The sequence below is a fragment of the Caballeronia sp. BR00000012568055 genome (assembly GCF_029439455.1).
In the GTDB taxonomy this organism is placed as follows: Bacteria; Pseudomonadota; Gammaproteobacteria; order Burkholderiales; family Burkholderiaceae; genus Caballeronia.
Genome location: NZ_JAQFVG010000314.1, coordinates 25,063 through 44,651 on the forward strand (window position 1 = coordinate 25,063; position 19,589 = coordinate 44,651).

Genomic DNA, 19,589 nt, shown 5'->3' on the forward strand with positions numbered 1-19,589 from the left:
CTTTGGCGCTGATCTAAAATAGTCCGTCGCGAAAATCACGCTCAGGATCATGCTCGCCCGACTTCCGCTCTACATGCGCCTTGTGCGCCTCGACAAGCCCATCGGCAGCCTGCTGCTGCTGTGGCCGACGCTCAATGCGCTGTGGATCGCGTCCGACGGCCATCCGTCGCCGATGCTGCTGATCATCTTCGTGCTCGGCACCTTGCTTATGCGCTCGGCAGGCTGCGCCATCAACGATTACGCCGATCGCGATTTCGACAAATACGTCAAACGCACCGCAGAGCGCCCGATCACGTCGGGCAAGATCCGCGCGTGGGAAGCGGTGGCGCTGGCCGCCGCGCTTTCGCTGATCGCGTTTCTGCTGATTCTTCCGCTCAACACGCTCACGAAAGAGCTGTCCGTTTTCGCGCTTTTTGTCGCGGGTTCGTATCCCTTCACGAAGCGTTTCTTTGCGATACCGCAGGCGTATCTCGGCATCGCGTTCGGCTTCGGCATTCCGATGGCTTTCGCCGCGATTCAAAACCATGTGCCGATGCTCGCGTGGATCATGCTGATTGCGAACGTGTTCTGGTCCGTCGCTTACGACACCGAATACGCGATGGTCGATCGCGACGACGACATCAAGATCGGCATCCGCACGTCAGCGCTGACCTTCGGCCGCTTCGATGTCGCGGCGGTCATGCTGTGCTACGGCGCGTTTCTGGCGATATACGCGGGTATCGGTTTATCGCTCGGATTCGGCTGGGCGTACTGGCTCGGCTGGCTCGCGGCGGCGGCGTGCGCGGTCTATCACTACGGATTGATCCGCAATCGCGAGCGCATGCCGTGTTTCGCTGCGTTCAAGCACAACAACTGGCTCGGCGGCATGTTGTTCGCGGGCATTGCGCTGCATTACGCGTTAATGCGTTGATAAGTCGCTTACACGCCGCGCGTGCCAGCATTTCAGATAAATGAGGAATGCTGCGGATTTTTGACGTATTTTGCATTGCCTTCATGTTGTGCGTCGCTCAAAATCGAAATCGGCCAACGTGTTTTTCAAGCGAATGCGCCGTTTTGATAATTCGAGCGCTTTGGCTCACCTGCGCCGATCTCAATACGCCTGCCTTGAACTGCATTGCGTCCCAAGCTGGCGGGCGTGTTTTTTCACAATCGTGAAAATTCATCTGTTTAACTAAATAGCTGACTTCGATATCGTTGCGCGTAATCAAGTCAGAATGCTGATTCAATACACATATCATGGGCTCCTTGACACGATTCAACCTGACTGAGCTCGTTACGCATTACCACGTCAAAAGCTTTATCGAAACCGGTTATGGCGAAGGCGTATCGTGCAAAGCCGCACTCGACGCGGGATTTGCACAAGCGATTTCATGCGAGATTTACGATGCAGTTTTCAAGCGAGCGCAGCAAACCGATCAATTGCGGGTCGTGCATTCCGACAGCCTCGCGTTTCTTCGGTCGAAAACGGTAAAAGAAAAGCTGGCGGAAGGCCGCAGTCTCATCTTTTTGGATGCCCATTATCCCGGCGCCGATTACGGCAACGAAAGTTATCGCAGTGAGACGTTCGAGCCGGAGAAGCGGTTGCCGCTGCTTGCGGAACTCGACACACTGCGTGGCATTGCGGATAACGCGCTGATCGTGCTGGACGATATCCGCATTTATCGGCGCGATTTCAAGGTTGGCTTCGGCGCGCTGCCTGATTGGACCGAAGACGCTTTCGACAAGGAAGCGGAACTTCTTGCCCTGCTCGGTGCTTTCGAGTCGAGCCATTCGCTGCACTGGTTTTCGGAGGACAGCGGATATGCCGTGCTCTGGCCGCGCGCCTGGGGTGACTGCGGTCTCACCAAATGGATACAGCCCGGCGATCGCACTCGGCCGAATCACATCACGATCGGCGTGACGGGCACCACCGGCTTCTCGCTCAACCGGCGTCTGCTCGATGCGCGCTTTTCGAATCGCTGGCTGGTCGGCCAAGGGTTGGATATCGGCGGCGGCGATGACAGTCTGGCAATTTACACGTCGCTGTTTCCGCGGATCGCCAGCGTCACGGTCTACGACTGGGAACAGGGCGATGCGCAATATCTTCACAACGTGCGCGACGACAGCTTCGACTTTGTCTATTCCGCGCATTGTCTGGAACATGTCGTCGATCCGCGCATCGCGATCCGGCACTGGCTGCGTGTCGTCAAGCCGGGCGGCCATCTCGTCATCACCGTGCCGGATGAAGACCTTTACGAGCAAGGTGTCTGGCCTTCGACATTCAACAACGATCACAAGCACACGTTCACCGTCTTCAAGCAGAAGAGCTGGTCGCCCGTTTCGATCAACATTCTCGAACTGTTACGCGGATTCGACCGCGAAGTATCGATCGCGAAAATCGAACGGCTGGATCACAGCTTCCTGCGCGGGTTCGAGCGATTCGACCAGACGCGTTTGCCTTTCGCCGAATGCGGGATCGAATTCGTGCTGCAGAAAGTGTGAGGGAAGTGTGAGGACAGTGTGAGGACAGTGTGAGGATACGCGGCGGTTCAATTCCGACCGCCGCAAAGCGTCAAGCTACGCCGCGCCGAACTCATCGCCCATTTCGCGTGCGCGCGCATCCGCTGCGAGTGCGCCGCGCACGATGGCATCTTTCACGCCTTGCGCATCGAACGCGTTCAACGCGGCTGCCGTCGTGCCGCCTTTCGATGTCACACGCTCGCGCAACACGCTCGCCGGTTCGCCCGATTGCGCGGCAAGCTGCGCCGCGCCCGTGAACGTCGCGACGGCGAGCGCGCGGCCTTGCGCTTCGTCCATGCCGAGCTGGCGCGCGGCTTCCTGCATCGCTTCGATGAAATAGAACACGTAGGCCGGACCGCTGCCGGAGATCGCCGTGACGGCGTCGAGTTTCGATTCATCGTCGAACCAGACGGCTTCGCCAACGGCTTCGAGTACTTGCGATGCCAACGCCTTCGCGTCATCGCTTACGCCCGGCAGTGCGGCCAGACCCGTCACGCCCATGCCGATCAGCGCAGGCGTATTCGGCATCGTGCGCACGATCTGCGTGTAACCGTTCAGCCAGCGCGACAGATCGCTGGCGCGAATGCCCGCCGCGATGCTGATGATCGTCTGCTTCGTCAGATGCGGCGCGAGCGCCTCGGCCGCGCTCTTGAGCACTTGCGGCTTGACCGCAATCACCACGGCATCGAATTCGCTGAGCTTTGCATCGATCGATGCGCCCGTCGCGATACCAAACTGCTTCGCCGTTCGTGCGCGCGCTTCATCGTTGATATCGATAGCGTAAATATCCGCCGCCAACGTCCCGCGTTTGATCAAACCGCCGATAAGCGCCGCAGCCATATTGCCGCCGCCGATAAATGCAATTTTCATGATGTATTTCGGGAGAGTCAGTGGGTGTAAGTGCGCTTGCCGAAAATCGCCGTGCCGATGCGAACCATCGTCGCGCCTTCGAGCACGGCGGCTTCGAGATCGGCGGACATGCCCATCGAGAGCGTGTCGAGCGGCAGGCCATCGGCGATCAAGGCGCGCATGAGCTCGCGCAGGCGCGCGTGCGGCACGCGTTGTTCATCGAGCGATTCGGCGGGTTCGGGAATGGCCATCAGGCCGCGCAGACGCAAGCCGGGAAGGGCGGCAACCGCGTGCGCGAGCGCGGCGGCTTCATCGGGCGATACGCCGCTTTTCGAGTCTTCGCCGCTCACATTCACCTGAATGCACACGTTCAGCGCGCGCGATCCTTCGGGGCGTTGCGCTGACAAGCGCTCGGCAATCTTCAATCGGTCGATGGAATGCACCCAGTCGAATTGCTCGGCGACCACCTTCGTCTTGTTCGATTGCAACGGCCCGATGAAATGCCATTCGATCTGCGCGCGCACATCGCTCAGCGCCGCGATCTTGGCGATGCCTTCCTGTACGTAGTTCTCACCGAACGCGCGCTGGCCGCACTCGAAGGCGGCGCGCACGTCATCGGCGGGAAAGGTTTTGGAGACGGCGAGCAGCGTCACGTCGGCGGCATCGCGCGAAGCCGTTTTCGCGGCTTGGGCGATGCGTTGCCGTACTTCTTCCAGATGTTGAGCGATGGACATGCGAGGGGAAACGTTCAGAGCAATCTGAGCATTATACGAAGCGCATCAGCCGTAAATCAGATGCTCCAGCAGTTGAATCCAGTGCGTGACGGGCGTGGACGTGCCGCTCTGCAAATGCGCGATACACCCGACATTCGCCGACACGATCACCTGCGGCTCGGTCTTCTCCAGCCGGTCGAGCTTCTGATTACGCAGCGTGTACGAGAGCTTCGGCTGCAACACCGAATACGTTCCCGCCGATCCACAGCACAAGTGGCTATCCGCCGGAAGCCGCACTTCGAGTCCGAGCGCCGTCAGCAATTGCTCGATGCGTCCGCGAATCTGCTGCCCGTGCTGCAAGGTACACGGCGGGTGATACGCGACCGTATGCACGCTGCGCCGACGCGCGAGCGCCGTCAGTTCTTCTTCGTACTGCGGCAGAATTTCGGCCAGATCGCGCGTCATATCGACGATGCGTTGCGCCTTTTCCGCGTACTTCGGATCGTGCCGCAGCAGATGCGCGTATTCCTTCACCGTCGCGCCGCAGCCCGACGCGTTCATCACAATCGCCTCGACGCCGCTTTCCACATACGGCCACCATGCGTCGATGTTGTTGCGCACGTCGTCCAGCGCGTCGTCGTTGTAGCCGAGATGCAGGCGGATCGCGCCGCAGCAGCCTGCGTCCGGCGCGGTGACGATTTCGATGCCGAGCGCATCGAAAACGCGCGCGGTGGCGGTGTTGACGTTGGGCATCATCGCGGGTTGCACGCAGCCGGCGAGCATCAGCATCTTGCGATCGTGCTTCGCGGTTGGCGCGGCAAGCGGCTTTTCGGGCACCGGAATCTTCGCGCGTAGTTTGCGCGGCAGGAAGGTGCGGAACTGCTGGCCGAGCTTCATCGCGGGCGTGAAGATCGTGCTGTTCGGCAGCAGGCTTGCGAGCATGCGACGCTGCACGCGCTGCGACATCGGACGCTCGACTTTCTCTTCCACCACTTTGCGCCCGATTTCCACCAGCCGTCCGTATTGCACGCCGGACGGGCAGGTGCTTTCGCAATTGCGGCAAGTGAGGCAGCGGTCCAGATGCATCTGCGTGCTGCGTGTGACCGGCGCGCCTTCCAGCATCTGTTTCATCAAATAGATGCGGCCGCGCGGCCCGTCGAGTTCGTCGCCGAGCAGTTGATACGTCGGGCAGGTCGCCGTGCAGAAGCCGCAATGTACGCACTTGCGCAGGATGGCATCGGCTTCGTCGCCGTCTGCGGTGCCGCGGATGAAGTCAGCGAGATTGGTTTGCATCGCTCGTTCTCGTGTTCTCGTCGGCTGGCTGGCTAGAAATCGGGATAGAGACGCGCGCGATTGAAAACGCGCGCCGGATCAAATGCGGTTTTGAGACCGCGATGCATCTTCATCAGCGGCGCGGGCAGCGGCGTGAAGACGCCTGCATTGCGGTCATACGCGGAACCCGCGCGGAAGATAGTCGCGTGGCCACCCGCCTGTTTCGCGCTGATGCGCACGGTCTGCGGATCGGTGTCGGTGATCCACCAGCGTTGCGCGCCGCCCCATTCCATCAACTGCGCGCCCGGCAAGTGCAAAGGCTCCGCGATCGATGGCAACGCCAGCCGCCACAGCGCCGAACGCGGTTCGATCACCGCGAAAAACGGGTCCGTCTGTTCACGCATGCCGACCCAGAAACGGTCGGCTTCGACGGCATCGACCACTTCGCCGCCGAGCGTCGTGCGCGCGGTTTTCACTGCCGCTTCCGCGCCCGCCAGACGCAGCGCCAGCGTGCCATCGCGCCACGCGCTGCCGGTGATCGGCAAGGGATGGCCGCCCCATTCGTTGAGCTTGCGCACGCCGTCGGTGGCGTGCATATCGAATTTGAGCGTGGCTTCGGCGACCGGACGCGGCAACACTTTGATCGACAGTTGCAGAATCAGCCCGAGCGTGCCGAGCGAACCCGCGAGCAGACGCGATACGTCGTAGCCCGCCACGTTCTTCACCACTTGCCCGCCGAAATGCAGCACTTGTCCGTGTCCGTTCATCACCACCGCGCCGAGCACGAAGTCGCGCGGTGCGCCGGTCCACGCGCGACGCGGTCCGGCCAGCCCCGCCGCGATGCAGCCGCCCAGCGTCGCGCCGCGTCCGAAATGCGGCGGCTCGAACGGCAGCATCTGATCGTGCTCGCGGAGTTTGGCTTCGATGACAGCAAGCGGAGTGCCGCTCTTCGCGGTGATGACGAGTTCCGCCGGATCGTAGGCGACGATACCGCTGTGCGCGCGGGTATCGAGTATTTCGCCTTGCAGCGTCTGGCCGTACCAGTCCTTGGTGCCGCCGCCGCGAATGCGCAGCAGCGTGCCGCTTTCCGTGGCACGCGCGATCCTCTCCGACCAGCCGGCGACGATGTCGTCCTGTTCCATGATGTCCCGCTCTGAGATGCGTTTTTTTACGGCTGTCCGGTCGATTGTACTGGCCGTTTTACGACGTAATACCCGGTGAAACGTGGATAGCGGAACTGTTTTGCGCTTCCTGAAAGCTTTAGAAGCGCGGTAACTCGGGATGCGGCAGCAGTCCGCCGCGTACGTGCATCTTCCCGTATTCGGCGCAACGCGCACGCGTCGGGATACCTTTATCGGGATTGAGCAGGAACGGCGGATCGAACGCGCGTTTGACGGCGAAGAAGGTATCGCGCTCTTCCGGCGAAAATTGCACGCACATCGAATTGATTTTTTCGATGCCCACGCCATGCTCGCCCGTCACCGTGCCGCCCAGTTCCACGCACGCTTCGAGAATGTCGCAGCCGAATGCTTCCGCGCGATGCCATTCGTCGAGATCGTTGCCATTGAAGAGAATGAGCGGGTGCATGTTGCCATCGCCCGCATGGAACACGTTGATACAGCGCAACGCGTACTTCTTCTCCATCTCTTCGATGCGTTTGAGCAGCGGCCCGATAGAACGCCGCGGCACCGTGCCGTCCATGCAGTAATAGTCGGGCGAAATGCGGCCCGCAGCGGGAAACGCGTTCTTGCGCCCCGACCAGAACTTGAGTCGCTCGCTTTCGGAACGCGAAATCTGAATGCGCGATGCGCCATGCTCGCGCAACACGGCCGTCATGCGCACGATTTCCTCCGCGACTTCGTCGTGCGTACCGTCCGATTCGCACAGCAAAATGGCGGCGGCGTCCAGATCGTAGCCGGCCTTGACGAACTCCTCGACGGCGCGCGTCGCGGGTTTGTCCATCATTTCCAGACCCGCCGGAATGATGCCCGCAGCGATGATCGCGGCGACCGCGTTGCCGCCTTTCACGACATCGTCGAAGCTGGCCATGATGACTTGCGCGGTCTGCGGCTTCGGAATCAGCTTGACGACGATTTCCGTGACGATCGCGAACATGCCTTCGCTGCCGATCAGCACGGCGAGCAGATCGAGACCGGGCGCATCCGGCGCGAGCGAGCCGAATTCCACGACATCGCCGTCGATGGTCACTGCGCGCACGCGCATGACGTTATGAACGGTCAGGCCGTATTTGAGGCAATGCACGCCGCCCGAATTTTCGCTGACGTTACCGCCGATCGTGCACGCAATCTGCGATGACGGATCGGGCGCGTAATACAGCCCATAAGGCGCGGCGGCTTCGGAAATGGCGAGATTGCGCACGCCGGGCTGCACGGTCGCGGTGCGCGCGTAGGGATCGACTTCGATGATCTTGCGAAAGCGCGCCAGCGACAACACGATGCCATGACGAATCGGCATTGCGCCGCCTGACAGCCCGGTGCCCGCGCCGCGCGGCACGATCGGCACATTCAGACGCGAGCAAATCTGCACGATGCGCTGCACCTGCGCTTCGGTTTCCGGCAAGGCGACCGCGAGCGGCAGCCGCCGATACGCGGCAAGGCCATCGCATTCATAGGCGGCGGTGTCTTCATCGCGGAACAGCAAACAATGCGATGGCAGCACAGCCATCAGCGCCTGAACCACTTCGCGCTGACGCACGGCGAGCTGATCTTCCGTCAGTTCTTCGGCTTCCTCGTGCGGCAGATTCGGCGACATTTGCTGATGCTTCAATTCGTCGGGTGCGTTCATGTCTCCTCCGTTTCTTTTCGCGCTCGTTCGACGCTTCGACGATTCGGCTATCTTGCTCGACTTCGTCAGGCTTCGAAAGCGAAGATTTTCCCCGGATTCATCATATTGCGCGGATCGAGCGCGTGTTTGATGGCGCGCATCACGCCGATCGCATCTTCACCGTGCTCCTCGACCAGAAAACGCATCTTGTGCAGACCGACGCCGTGCTCGCCGGTGCACGTGCCTCCCATCTTCAGCGCCCGCGACACGATTCGATGGTTGATGCTTTCCGCTTCTTCCAACTCTTCGGGCTTGGCCGGATCGAGCAACATCGCGACGTGGAAATTGCCATCGCCCACGTGACCGACGATCGGGCAGGGCAGCGACGACTTCAGCAAATCCTGTTCGGTTTCCATCACGCATTCGGCGAGACGGGAGATCGGCACGCAGACATCGGTCGTGACGGCGCGGCAGCCGGGCTTCAGTTGCAGCATCGCGAAATAGGCGCTGTGACGCGCGTTCCACAGACGGCTGCGGTCTTCGGGCCGCGTCGCCCATTCGAAATCGGTGCCGTGATTCTCCGACGTGATTTCCTGCACGGTTTCCGCCTGTTCCTTGACGCCGGATTCGGTGCCGTGGAATTCGAAGAACAGCATCGGCGATTCGCGCAGCGTGAGATTCGAATGCTTGTTGATGGCGCGGACCGCGAGTTTATCGACGAACTCGACGCGCGCGATCGGCACGCCCATCTGAATGGTTTCGATGACGGCGCGCACGGCATCGCCCATCGACGGGAACGCGCAGACGGCGGCGGAAATGGCTTCCGGCTGCGGGTAAAGCCGCACGGTGATTTCGGTGATGACGCCGAGCGTGCCTTCCGAACCGACGAACAAGCGCGTCAGGTCATACCCCGCCGACGATTTGCGCGCGCGCGTGCCGGTCTTGATGACGCGGCCATCGGCGGTGGCGACGGTGAGGCCGAGGACGTTTTCGCGCATCGTGCCGTAGCGCACGGCGTTGGTGCCGGACGCGCGCGTGGCCGTCATGCCGCCGATGCTGGCGTCGGCGCCTGGATCGATCGGGAAGAACAGGCCGGTGTCTTTCAGCGCTTCATTGAGCTGCTTGCGGGAGATGCCGGGCTGCACGGTGACGGTGAGATCTTCGGCGTTGATCGCGATCACGTCCTTCATTTCCGACAGATCGATCGATACCCCGCCTTGCACCGCAAGCAAATGCCCTTCGAGCGACGAGCCGTTGCCGTAGGGAATGATCGGCGTATCGTGTTCCGCGCACAGCCTGACGATGGCCTGCACTTCTTCCGTGCTGCGCGCGAAGACGACGGCGTCGGGCAGTTGCGGATCAAACGGCGATTCGTCGCGGCCGTGGTGTTCGCGGACGGCTTGCGCGGTGGACACGCGATCGGCGAATTGCGCTTTGAGCGAATCGAGCAGTGCGGAAGGAAACGGGCGGCGCAGGGCGTTTTGTTCGGCGGGGTGGTTCACGGGGGTCTCCGTTTTTCGAGCTTTCTGCGCTGTGGTGCGGTTCTGCGCGCGTGATGGGTATGCCGGTTGCAAGGCTTATCTCATTTTACGCCGATGCCGCGATGCCCGGCTGTTGGGGCTCTCCGGGCTTTTTCGATGCCTATAATGATTTCGTTCTTATTGGAGACGATGATGGGTAACCGCCTTAGCAAGATTGCGACGCGTACGGGTGACGATGGAACCACTGGCCTCGGCGATGGCCGCCGCGTCTCAAAAGACGATGCGCGGATTCAAGCGATTGGCGATGTGGATGAGCTTAATTCTTGTATTGGGGTTTTGCTCTGTGAGCCGTTGCCGCCTGATGTGCGTAATGCGCTGACTCAGATTCAGAACGATTTATTTGATTTGGGCGGGGAATTATCCATCCCCGGCCATTCAATGATTGCCGATGCGCATTTGGAACGGCTGGATGGTTGGCTCGCGGAATATAACGGGACGCTGCCGGCGTTGAAGGAGTTTATTTTGCCGGGCGGGTCGAGAGGGGCGGCTATGGCGCATGTTTGCCGTACTGTGTGTCGTCGAGCTGAACGCTCAATTGTGGCGCTCAGCCGCGTTGACGCCGATGGCGTTAATGATGACCCGAGGCGATATGTTAATCGATTGTCGGATTTGTTGTTTGTGTTGGCGCGCGTGTTGAATCGGGCGGATGGGGGAAGCGACGTCCTTTGGACGCACTCTCATTCAGAAAAGTAAGAGATAACCAGGTAAGAAAAAATTTGTTTTATTAGTTGAAATGTACCTTTCCGTGATTTAAGTTTCTTCGAGCATGGCTCATTCTGAAAGCCATACATATTTATCGGGGAAAAATATCTTGGCTAGGTTAACTCAGGAGCAGATCATGTTCCTCAAGGCGCATCGAATTCCCGAATCTTTACTTTTCAACGCAGAGGGTCTTTCGAAGAGAGCTCGGATTCTCGCGATGGAGGCCTTCGACAAAAAATTCTTTTACGGTGGCTCTGTATGCTCGAACGGTGGCCATTCACTTCGCACGAAGGCGGGACACTGTATCCAGTGTGACACCTCGAGAATTGCGTTTCAGCTTCGTAGCTCAGACGCGGGATTTGTCTATCTCTGCTACTCGAAACGCATTGAACTAGTCTAAATTGGATTTAGCAAAGCTCATCCGCAAGATCGGACTGCAAAGCTTAACGAGCAAGGGTATGGAGGTGCCCACGATTGGGATGTTAAGAGATTTCTCTGGCTGGATAGAAATGCTGGGCGACACGAGTTTTCAATTCACGAACAGCTTTGCAAATACCAGAAGATCGTGTCTTATCAAAAAAACTTTGGTTTAGTAGTCGATTGCCGCGAATTATTTGATTGCCCGCTGAACATCGCGATCGACGTTTTCGACGCGGTGCAGAAGAGTAAAACTTAGTGGCACGCCTCAAGCGCACGTAGTACCCATTGTGAGCTTGCTCGTCACACTATCGCATAACACATTCGACGCGCGGGATCGAATTTGCCACTTGCTGTTGCTCCGCGTGCCTGTCAACGCGGAGCAGCTTTATCGAATCAATTGCCGCTCGTACTCTTCAAACGTCGCTGTTTAACACAGTAGGCTAGTTTCTCGAGTACGTTTATGCTCTCTTCCCACCCAATACAAGCATCAGTAATACTCTGCCCGTACGTCAATTCACACCCCTCCCGCAAATCCTGCCGTCCAGCAACAAGATGCGACTCCACCATCACCCCAACAATCCTGCTATCGCCAGCCGCAAGCTGCCGTCCGATGTCTTCACAAACCGGAATCTGATTCTCATGCTTCTTCGAGCTATTAGCATGACTCGCATCAATCATTAAGCGCGCGGCCAATCCAGCTTTACCGATATCACTACAAGCCGCATCCACAGAAGCCGCATCGTAATTCGGCGTTTTACCGCCGCGCAGAATGATGTGGCAATCCTCATTACCAGCAGTCGAAACAATCGCCGAATGCCCGCCTTTAGTAACCGACAGGAAATGATGAGGCTGCGACGCAGCCTTAATCGCATCCACAGCGATCTTCACATTTCCGTCCGTGCCATTCTTGAACCCAACGGGACATGACAACCCAGAAGCCAATTCACGGTGCACCTGCGACTCAGTAGTCCGAGCCCCAATCGCGCCCCAGGAAATCAAATCCGCAATGTACTGCGGACTAATCATATCGAGATACTCAGTCCCAGCCGGCAGCCCCATCTCATTGATATTCATCAGCAGTTCACGCGCCTTACGCAAACCGTCATTGATCTTGAAGCTGTTATCCATATACGGATCATTAATCAGCCCCTTCCAGCCGACCGTCGTGCGCGGCTTTTCGAAATAAACCCGCATCACGATCTCAAGCTCGCCCGCAAACCGCTTACGCTGCTCAACCAACCGCTCCGCGTACTCCAAAGCCGCCTTAGGATCATGAATCGAGCAGGGTCCGATGATCACGATCAACCGATCATCCATCCCATGCAGAATGCGATGCATCGATTGCCGTGCGTTGTAGATCAACTCCGACGTCGCCTCAGCGCAAGGGAATTCGCGGATCAAATGCGCCGGCGGCGTCAGTTCTTTCAGCTCACGGATACGAACATCGTCGGTATTGTGCGGGGGCATTTCAGTTCTCCAACTAGCTAATCCAGCGAAATTCGAAGGCGGAAATAAAAAAACCGCCAGACTCGCTGGCGGTTTTCTCGGGAATTCAGGTTTGTTCGACTTACGACAACCCCTCTCCATCCGCCAGCGGCTTGAGATGCCAAAAGAAATAAAAATAAAACTTGGCGGACATGATGGGTCGAAACGCGTATCGAAAAAAGTTGTGACTGACTTTATAACCTCAAACCTGCGGCGCTGGCAACCCATCGCACCGCAAAACGCGGGAAATCCGCATCGCATCGAGTCGGCACCAAGAGGCAGGACCAACGCGACGCGGAAAAACCGCACTAGAACTAAAACTACACCGTGCCGCCCACCGTCATCTTCTCGATGCGCAAGGTCGGCTGGCCCACGCCTACCGGCACGCTCTGGCCTTCCTTGCCGCACACGCCCACGCCGCTGTCCAGCGACATATCGTTGCCGATCATCGTCACATACTTGAGCGATTCCGGCCCGCTGCCGATCAGCGTCGCGCCCTTCACCGGATACGTGATCTTGCCGTCCTCGATCATGTACGCCTCGGACGCCGAGAACACGAACTTGCCGTTGGTGATATCGACCTGACCGCCGCCGAAATTCACCGCGTACAAACCGTTCTTCACCGACGCCAGAATTTCCTTCGGGTCCTTGTCGCCGTTGAGCATGTACGTGTTGGTCATGCGCGGCATCGGCAGGGCGGCGTAGGATTCGCGGCGCGCGTTGCCCGTCACCGGCATCTTCATCAGGCGCGCGTTGAGCGAATCCTGAATGTAGCCCTTGAGAATGCCGTCTTCGATCAGCGTGGTGCACTGCGTCGGATTGCCTTCATCGTCGATATTCAGCGAGCCGCGACGATTCGGCAGCGTGCCGTCATCTACCACCGTGACGCCCTTTGCCGCCACCTTTTCGCCGATACGTCCCGCGAACGCCGACGATCCCTTGCGGTTGAAATCGCCTTCAAGTCCGTGGCCGATCGCCTCGTGCAGCAGCACGCCCGGCCAGCCCGGCCCGAGCACGACGGTCATCGCGCCAGCCGGAGCGGGGCGCGCTTCCAGATTCACCAACGCAGCGTGCACGGCGTCATCGACATACTTGGTCAGCACTTCTTCCGTGAAATAGCCGTAATCGAAGCGCCCGCCGCCGCCGCCCGTGCCGATTTCGCGTCGGCCGTTCTGTTCGGCGATCACCGTCACCGAGACGCGCACCAGCGGACGGATATCCGCAGCGAGCGCGCCATCGGAGCGGGCGACCAGCACCACGTCGTATTCGCCCGCGAGACCGGCCATCACCTGAACGATGCGCGGGTCCTTCGCGCGCGCCATTTTCTCGACGCGTTCGAGGAGTTTGACCTTGGCGTTGGCATCGAGTGAATGGAGCGGATCGGCTGGCAGATACAGGTCGCGGCCCGACACGCCTGTGAGCGTACTGGCCGATTTGATCTTGTGCTTGCCGCCGCCTGCCTTGGCGATCGAACGCGTGGCGAGCGCCGCCTGACGGATGGATTCGGGCGACAGGTCATCTGAATAAGCGAACGCGGTGCGCTCGCCGGACACGGCGCGCACGCCGACGCCCTGATCGATGCTGAAGCTGCCCGATTTGACGATACCTTCTTCGAGACTCCACGCCTCACTACGCGTGGATTGGAAATACAGGTCGGCGTAATCGACACGATGCGTGAAAATTTCCGCGAGCGTGCGCGTGATAAGCCCCTCGTCGAGGCTGTAGGGCGTGAGCAAAACGTCCTTCGCCGTAGCCAGATTGCGAATGCCGGGTTCGATAATGTTCATGCGTTGCCTATTGCGAGTTCGTTTGCAAGTTCGGAACCGAGTTCGGTATTAGTTCAGATTATTCTAATATCTGAAACGATAAGTCCATATGAAGCGCGAATGACTACGCTTCAAGACCTCAAAAAATCACGCGATGCCGTAGCGCGGGCAAACTCTGCCGCACCGCCGCCATCTTTTCCAGGTCGATGCCGCCCATGACCACGCCCGCGCCCTCATCCAGCACGGCGACGACTTCGCCCCACGGATCGACCAGCATGCTGTGTCCCCACGTGCGCCGGCCATTCTCATGCGTGCCGCCTTGCGCCGCCGCCAGCACATAGCACTGATTCTCCACGGCGCGCGCCTTGAGCAGCGTATGCCAGTGCGCGCGGCCCGTCGTGTAGGTGAACGCGGACGGTACCACCATCAGCGCACAATCCCCGAGCTTTCGATACAACTCCGGAAAGCGCAGGTCGTAGCACACCGACAAGCCGACGCGTCCGAACGGCGCATCGAAAGTCTGCGTTTCGGTGCCGCGGCAAATGGTACGCGCCTCGTCGAACGATTCTTCGCCGCGCTCGAAATTGAACAGATGAATCTTGTCGTAGCGCGCCACGGGCTTGCCAGTCGGATCGAACACGAGCGTGGTGTTCAGCACCCGATTCGCGTCCGGCGATTGCAACGGCAAGGTCCCGCCGATAATCCACACGCGATGTTCCCGCGCGGTATCGGTGAGAAATTGCTGAATGGGACCGTTGCCGAATTCTTCGCGGATCGCGAGCTTGTCCGTGTCCTTGAAGCCCATAAAGCAGAAGTATTCGGGCAGCAGAACCAGTTGCGCGCCGCCTCGCGCGGCTTCGGCGATCAGCCGTTCCGCTTCGGCGAGATTGCGGTCGCGATCGGGCGTGCTGACCATCTGGAGCGCGGCGACCTGAAACTGCGGGGCCGTCGCGTGTTCGCTCGATTTTTCGCTCATGTTTTGCGCTGATTGCCAAAAAGGTGACGAAAATAGGGCGGTAGCCGCGGTGTATCGTTCGATAGGCGCTTTAGTTGGCGGCTGACGGAATGACAGCAGCGGCTGGTGTTTCGATCTTACCCTGATCGCCATGCAGACGCTGGACGACCGGTTTTTGCCACGAACCGGTGATCGAATAATCCAGCGCGAAGGCTTTCTTGATCGATTGCGACAGCGCGATATCCGCCGCCAGCGCGCCCAGCCCGAGCAGGGGATTGATGACCGCCGCGCCAATCGCAATGGTGCCCGCGCCGACGGTCGGCACCACTTTCACGTTCAGGTTTTGCGTCTGCTTCGGCAGATCGACCATGCCTTGCATCTGCACGCGCGCGGGCGAGGTCACCATCAGAAAATCATCCGTCCGTCCGATGCCCTGATCGATCCGCGCTGTGCCCGTGATCTTCTCGAAGGGCAGACCCTTGCCGACCACATCCTCGAAATGCAGCGTCAGCAGACTGGCGAGCGTGCGCAGGCTGAAGATGCCGAGCCACTTCGCCGCGCCTGCCCGCATGATCGCGCCATGACGCAGATCGACATCGACACTGCCGTCGAGCGTATTCATGTCGATGTTGGTCGGTCCACCGTTCCACGCCGCGTGACCCGACACCGTGCCGTCGCCCTTGTTGACCGAATGCGGCAGTCCGAAGCGATCGATCAGCGCGCCGCCGTTTTTCACATCGAGCTTGAAATCGAGCGAGGTGCGGCGCGGGATATTGTCGTCGGTGTCGTAGGGCATCGACTCGTCGGGCGATGCGGTGTGCATGACCGCGCCCGGCAGCGTGCGCCACGTGGCGTTGGCGGAAAGCGTCGCGTCGGGATTGGCGAGTTCGAACTTATCGAGCGTCCAGACGGGATCGTCGGTGACGAAGTCGTTGTGGGCATCGACTTCGAGACGGCCGAGATCGCGATTACGGAACACGAGTTCATTCACGATCAGATCGATCGACGGCATGTTGCGCGGTGGCTTGCGGATCACCTTGCCGACCAGATCGTCTTCAGTCTTGTCCGGAATCACGACCTTGGCGAAGCGCGCCTGCAACGCGCCCGGACTGCCAGGCGTCGCGCCCGGCGTCCACGCGAGATAACCGGACACCTGGTTCGATGCCACATTCGCCTGCCACTTCCGATCCGTCTCGCTCGCGCCGATCACCACGTTCTCCCAACGCCGATTCAGCAGCTTGAGCGTGGTGAAGTGGATCGCGGCGCGCGTGGGGATGAACTGGCGCACGTTCTCGCTCATCGGCGGGCGCGGCGTGTTCATCGCGGCGGGCGCTTCGGCTTGCGCGGACGCGTTGATATCGGCGATGACCTTGCGCCACGCATCGGCATCGAGTTCGTTCAGATCAACGGCCGCCGTCACGCCTTCCGATGGCAAATCCGCTGGTTTGTTCACGCCGATCGCGCCGCGCAGCACTTTCAGTTGCGCGCGCATGTTCATCGGATCGGCGGGATTTTGCGGATCGACCTTCACCTGCGCGCGGCCGATTTGCTGCAACAGATACTGCGCCTGCACGGGACCGAGCGTGAGTTGCGCGTCGTGTACATCGGCGGAACCGGGCTGCGGCTTGAAGGTGAACGAGAAGGGCATCGGCGTGCCTTGCGCCTTGCCGAACGGCGCGGGCAGATCGAAGCCAATGCCCGTCAGATCCGACTTCGCTTCCACATCGGGCAACGCGTTCTTCTTGCCGCGCACGTGCATCTCATACGGCGCCGTGCCGGTGATGCGCTTCAGAAACTGCACGGCCTGCGGACTCATACGCGCATCGAGCTTCTGCGCCACGTCCGAACCGATACGCCCGTTCACATCGAACGCATAGCTGCCGTCGGGCTGCACGCCGCCTTTCGCGCGCACATCGCCGCCGAGCAATTGCGCGGTCAGTTCATCGAGTGTGACGGTTTTGGCGGCGAAGCGCGCCGTGCCGCGCAAATGGCTCAGCGGCGGCAAGTTGGCGTAGCGCACTTCGTTGTCCGCGAAAGTGAGCGCGCCTTTGTATTCGGTCTTGATCGGCGGCGTGGGCGCGGGCGGTCGATAGCGAGGGATGCCGAGCGTCAGGTCGAGCACGGCATCGCCTTTGGCGTCGAGCTTGCGCGTGGCGTGCTTCGCCATCAAACCGAGCGAGCTGTCATCGACGTACTGAAGCATGTCCGCGAGCGGGCCGCGCGCGTGTCCGTCGATCCACAACTTGGTTTCGCGATTGCCCGTATCGTCGATCCGGCCCGTCAGCTTCGAAACACGCACGCCGCGATAATGCCCGCGCTCGACATCGAAACCGAGCTTGTTCTGCGCCAGATGAAACGTCCCGTCGATGCCTTCGAACGCTGGCCAGAAGTTCGGCAAGCCATTGAGCATCTTGCGCGGCGGGAACGGCGTCGGATCGAACTTGCCGCCGGTAAAGGGCGCGGTGATCTTGAACACGCCTGCGTCGGGAAACTTCGCGTAGGGGAATTTGGTGAGATCGCCGTGCACTTCCAGCGTCCCGTTCCGCGCGATGCCGGCCTGCAACGCATGCCCGAGATACACGCGCACGCGCTCGTTCAGACTCGTCGGCAGATAGCGCACCAGACGCGTGATTTGCAGATGCGCGACCTTCGCCTTCAGATCGAGATTGCCGCGTCCGCTGCCCTGATTCCAATACGTCGCGGTGACTTCGCCTTCGGCATCGGGATTCTTGATATGCAGCGTATCGAGCTGAATGGTGAAGGCGCGGCGCGCTTCGCCCGGCGCGATGCTGTCCGCGACCGTCCAGCGCGCGTGACCTTTGAGCGTATCGAAGGTCAGGCGCGGATCGTCGAATGCGCCGGGAATCGTGACCGCCGCATTCTTCGAATCGATATCGATGGAACCTTGCGCTTCGTTCGCATCGACCTTGCCCCACAGATTTTCGACGCCCGGAATGCCTGCGCGCGGGTGATTGTTGATCGTCAATCCTGGCGGCGGTTCCTGCGCCTGCACGCTGATGCCCTGAAGCGTGCCCTTGACCGCGTAGTGAATGATCGGCACGTCGCCTTTTTCGCGCTGACGTTTGGCATCCTCTTCGTTTTTCGGCGGCGCGCGTTCGGTGTAGATGGAGTAATCGGCAATCTGGCCATGCGGATTGAAGCGCACCAGTTCGTTGAGCACGCGCGCGGGCAGCGGCAACGCGCGCAGAAAGTCCGCGAGAATGCCCAGATCGACGCGATCGCCCGCGACGCGGAACAACTGTCCCTTTCCAACCGTCGCCGGTCGATATTCGCCCTGCAACGATTGCGATACCAGCAGGCGCGAAACCGGCGTGCCATCCGCGAGCGGCGGCTGACCGAGTTCCGCATGAAGATTCGACAAATCGAGTTTGTAGCTGCCGTCGTTGTGATTCAGCGCCCATGTCATACGCGCGATCGGCAAGTCGAGACGCGGTTGCGTGGCGCGCACGCGCAAGCCGATATCCGCGCCCGTCAGTTCGCCCGATGCCTTCTGCAACTGCCCGCGCGCGAAATCCAGCCAGATGTGGTTATCGACGCGGCCGCCGTACATCGTGAACGGCAGCTTGATATAGCGCGCGAGCGTCGGCAGATCGACGGGACCGGTGGACATGTAGAGGCGTCCGGTCCAGTTCGCGGGCGCGCCCATCGCGGCAAACGGCTCGTGGCGGAAATCGGTGCGGAAGTCGAGCGGGCCGTGCAGCACGTCGCCATCGGCGGGCGCTTGCAGTGCGAGCCGATGCCGCAAGCCATCGTTTTCGATTGCCAGTTGCAGACGCTTGAACGCGATTTCCGGCGCTTCGCGGCTGGCGTCGCGCCAGCGCAAGGTGCCATCGCGCAGGGCGATATGTCGCTGGCCGAGCAGCCATGTGGTGAACGCGTTCGATCCCGTGCGATGCGTCGGCAGCGGCACGCCCGCAATGCTCAGATGTCCATCCTTGTCGCGCGCGATGATGACATCGGGACCATCGACGGAAAGATCGGCGAGACGCGGCTGAAGATGCAAAAGCGATGACCACGACAGCCGCGCGCTCGCATGCGGCACCGCGAGACCGGGCGAACCATCGGCGGTATCGATACGTAAATTGTCGATATCGAGCACCGGCTGAAGTCCTGACCAATGCGTCGAAATCCTGCCGATACGCAACTGTGCATGCAGCTTCGACGACACCAGTTGTTCGATCCTCGGCCTGAACGCATCTGCCTGCGGCAGCACCACATAACGCAGCGCGATATAGATGCCCGCCACCGCGAAATACAGCACGGCGGCAACGATCAGCAGGATTTTGAGAACGCGCGTCAGTACACGCTCGGCGTTGCCGCTGGGCTCGCTTTGTCCAACTTCGGTCGGGTCGACGGATCGTCTGCTGTCGGACATGCTGCGGCTGTCGGGCGATATGGTAGTTTTGTGTGATTGACGTTGCAATGTAACACGGTGTCAACAGTATGACGGCGGCGCGTGCGCGCCGTCTGCGTAAGATGGCGGGACATGAAGCACTGTCCGAAGCAACGAGCCAAGCAACGAGCCAAGCAATGAGCCAAGCAATGAGCCAAGCAATGAGCCAAGCAATGAGCCAAGCAATGA

General features: G+C 60.1%; 13 protein-coding genes and 1 pseudogene. 4 read left to right on the forward strand and 10 right to left on the reverse strand.

Annotated features, from left to right (window positions below):
* Window positions 1–49 precede the first annotated feature (49 nt).
* Together ubiA and P7F28_RS24150 are read left to right on the forward strand one after the other, a co-directional pair.
* Window positions 50–910: a 4-hydroxybenzoate octaprenyltransferase gene (gene ubiA / locus P7F28_RS24145; protein WP_277187290.1), complete on the forward strand. Its 861-nt coding sequence runs from the start codon at window positions 50–52 to the stop codon at window positions 908–910.
* A 326-nt stretch (window positions 911–1,236) separates the two neighbouring features.
* Window positions 1,237–2,481, forward strand: coding sequence for a bifunctional 2-polyprenyl-6-hydroxyphenol methylase/3-demethylubiquinol 3-O-methyltransferase UbiG (locus tag P7F28_RS24150; protein WP_277187291.1), 1,245 nt, complete (start codon window positions 1,237–1,239; stop codon window positions 2,479–2,481).
* A 75-nt stretch (window positions 2,482–2,556) separates the two neighbouring features.
* On the opposite strand, the gene proC is transcribed toward P7F28_RS24150, so the two are convergent.
* The 6 genes from proC to P7F28_RS24180 all read right to left on the reverse strand — a co-directional run bounded on the left by proC (window position 2,557) and on the right by P7F28_RS24180 (window position 9,619).
* Complete coding sequence (gene proC, locus P7F28_RS24155; RefSeq protein WP_277187292.1) at window positions 2,557–3,369, reverse strand: pyrroline-5-carboxylate reductase; 813 nt, start codon at window positions 3,367–3,369, stop codon at window positions 2,557–2,559.
* Window positions 3,370–3,386: 17 nt separating this feature from the next.
* Window positions 3,387–4,082 (reverse strand): YggS family pyridoxal phosphate-dependent enzyme, encoded by a 696-nt coding sequence (locus P7F28_RS24160; RefSeq protein WP_277187293.1) that lies wholly within the window; start codon window positions 4,080–4,082, stop codon window positions 3,387–3,389.
* 45 nt (window positions 4,083–4,127) lie between these two features.
* A complete protein-coding gene (gene glcF / locus P7F28_RS24165) occupies window positions 4,128–5,354 on the reverse strand; it encodes a glycolate oxidase subunit GlcF (protein ID WP_277187294.1) in 1,227 nt (408 codons plus the stop codon).
* 32 nt (window positions 5,355–5,386) lie between these two features.
* The gene (gene glcE / locus P7F28_RS24170; RefSeq protein ID WP_277187295.1) at window positions 5,387–6,475 is read right to left on the reverse strand and encodes a glycolate oxidase subunit GlcE; all 1,089 of its coding nucleotides are present in this window, start codon (window positions 6,473–6,475) and stop codon (window positions 5,387–5,389) included.
* A gap of 118 nt (window positions 6,476–6,593) precedes the next feature.
* On the reverse strand, window positions 6,594–8,105 hold the full coding sequence (locus tag P7F28_RS24175; protein WP_277187362.1) for an FAD-linked oxidase C-terminal domain-containing protein: 1,512 nt from the start codon (window positions 8,103–8,105) through the stop codon (window positions 6,594–6,596).
* A 98-nt stretch (window positions 8,106–8,203) separates the two neighbouring features.
* A complete protein-coding gene (locus tag P7F28_RS24180) occupies window positions 8,204–9,619 on the reverse strand; it encodes an FAD-linked oxidase C-terminal domain-containing protein (RefSeq protein WP_277187296.1) in 1,416 nt (471 codons plus the stop codon).
* A 171-nt stretch (window positions 9,620–9,790) separates the two neighbouring features.
* Between P7F28_RS24180 and P7F28_RS24185 the strand changes: the two genes are divergently transcribed.
* The gene (locus tag P7F28_RS24185) at window positions 9,791–10,351 is read left to right on the forward strand and encodes a cob(I)yrinic acid a,c-diamide adenosyltransferase (protein WP_277187363.1); all 561 of its coding nucleotides are present in this window, start codon (window positions 9,791–9,793) and stop codon (window positions 10,349–10,351) included.
* Window positions 10,352–11,173: 822 nt separating this feature from the next.
* Here P7F28_RS24185 and aroG read toward each other — a convergent pair.
* From aroG to P7F28_RS24205, 4 genes are all read right to left on the reverse strand, one after another.
* Window positions 11,174–12,247 (reverse strand): 3-deoxy-7-phosphoheptulonate synthase AroG, encoded by a 1,074-nt coding sequence (gene aroG / locus P7F28_RS24190; protein ID WP_277187297.1) that lies wholly within the window; start codon window positions 12,245–12,247, stop codon window positions 11,174–11,176.
* Between the two features lie 338 nt (window positions 12,248–12,585).
* Window positions 12,586–14,052, reverse strand: coding sequence for a metalloprotease TldD (gene tldD, locus P7F28_RS24195; protein WP_277187298.1), 1,467 nt, complete (start codon window positions 14,050–14,052; stop codon window positions 12,586–12,588).
* A 118-nt stretch (window positions 14,053–14,170) separates the two neighbouring features.
* Window positions 14,171–15,007, reverse strand: a complete 837-nt coding sequence (locus P7F28_RS24200; RefSeq protein ID WP_277187299.1) for a carbon-nitrogen hydrolase family protein — start codon at window positions 15,005–15,007, stop codon at window positions 14,171–14,173.
* A 70-nt stretch (window positions 15,008–15,077) separates the two neighbouring features.
* Window positions 15,078–19,382, reverse strand: coding sequence for a YhdP family protein (locus tag P7F28_RS24205; protein ID WP_277187300.1), 4,305 nt, complete (start codon window positions 19,380–19,382; stop codon window positions 15,078–15,080).
* Between the two features lie 139 nt (window positions 19,383–19,521).
* On the opposite strand from P7F28_RS24205, the pseudogene P7F28_RS33905 reads away from it, so the two are divergent.
* Window positions 19,522–19,587 (forward strand): annotated as a pseudogene (locus tag P7F28_RS33905) (PT domain-containing protein); the annotation flags it as partial.
* Window positions 19,588–19,589: the final 2 nt, after the last annotated feature.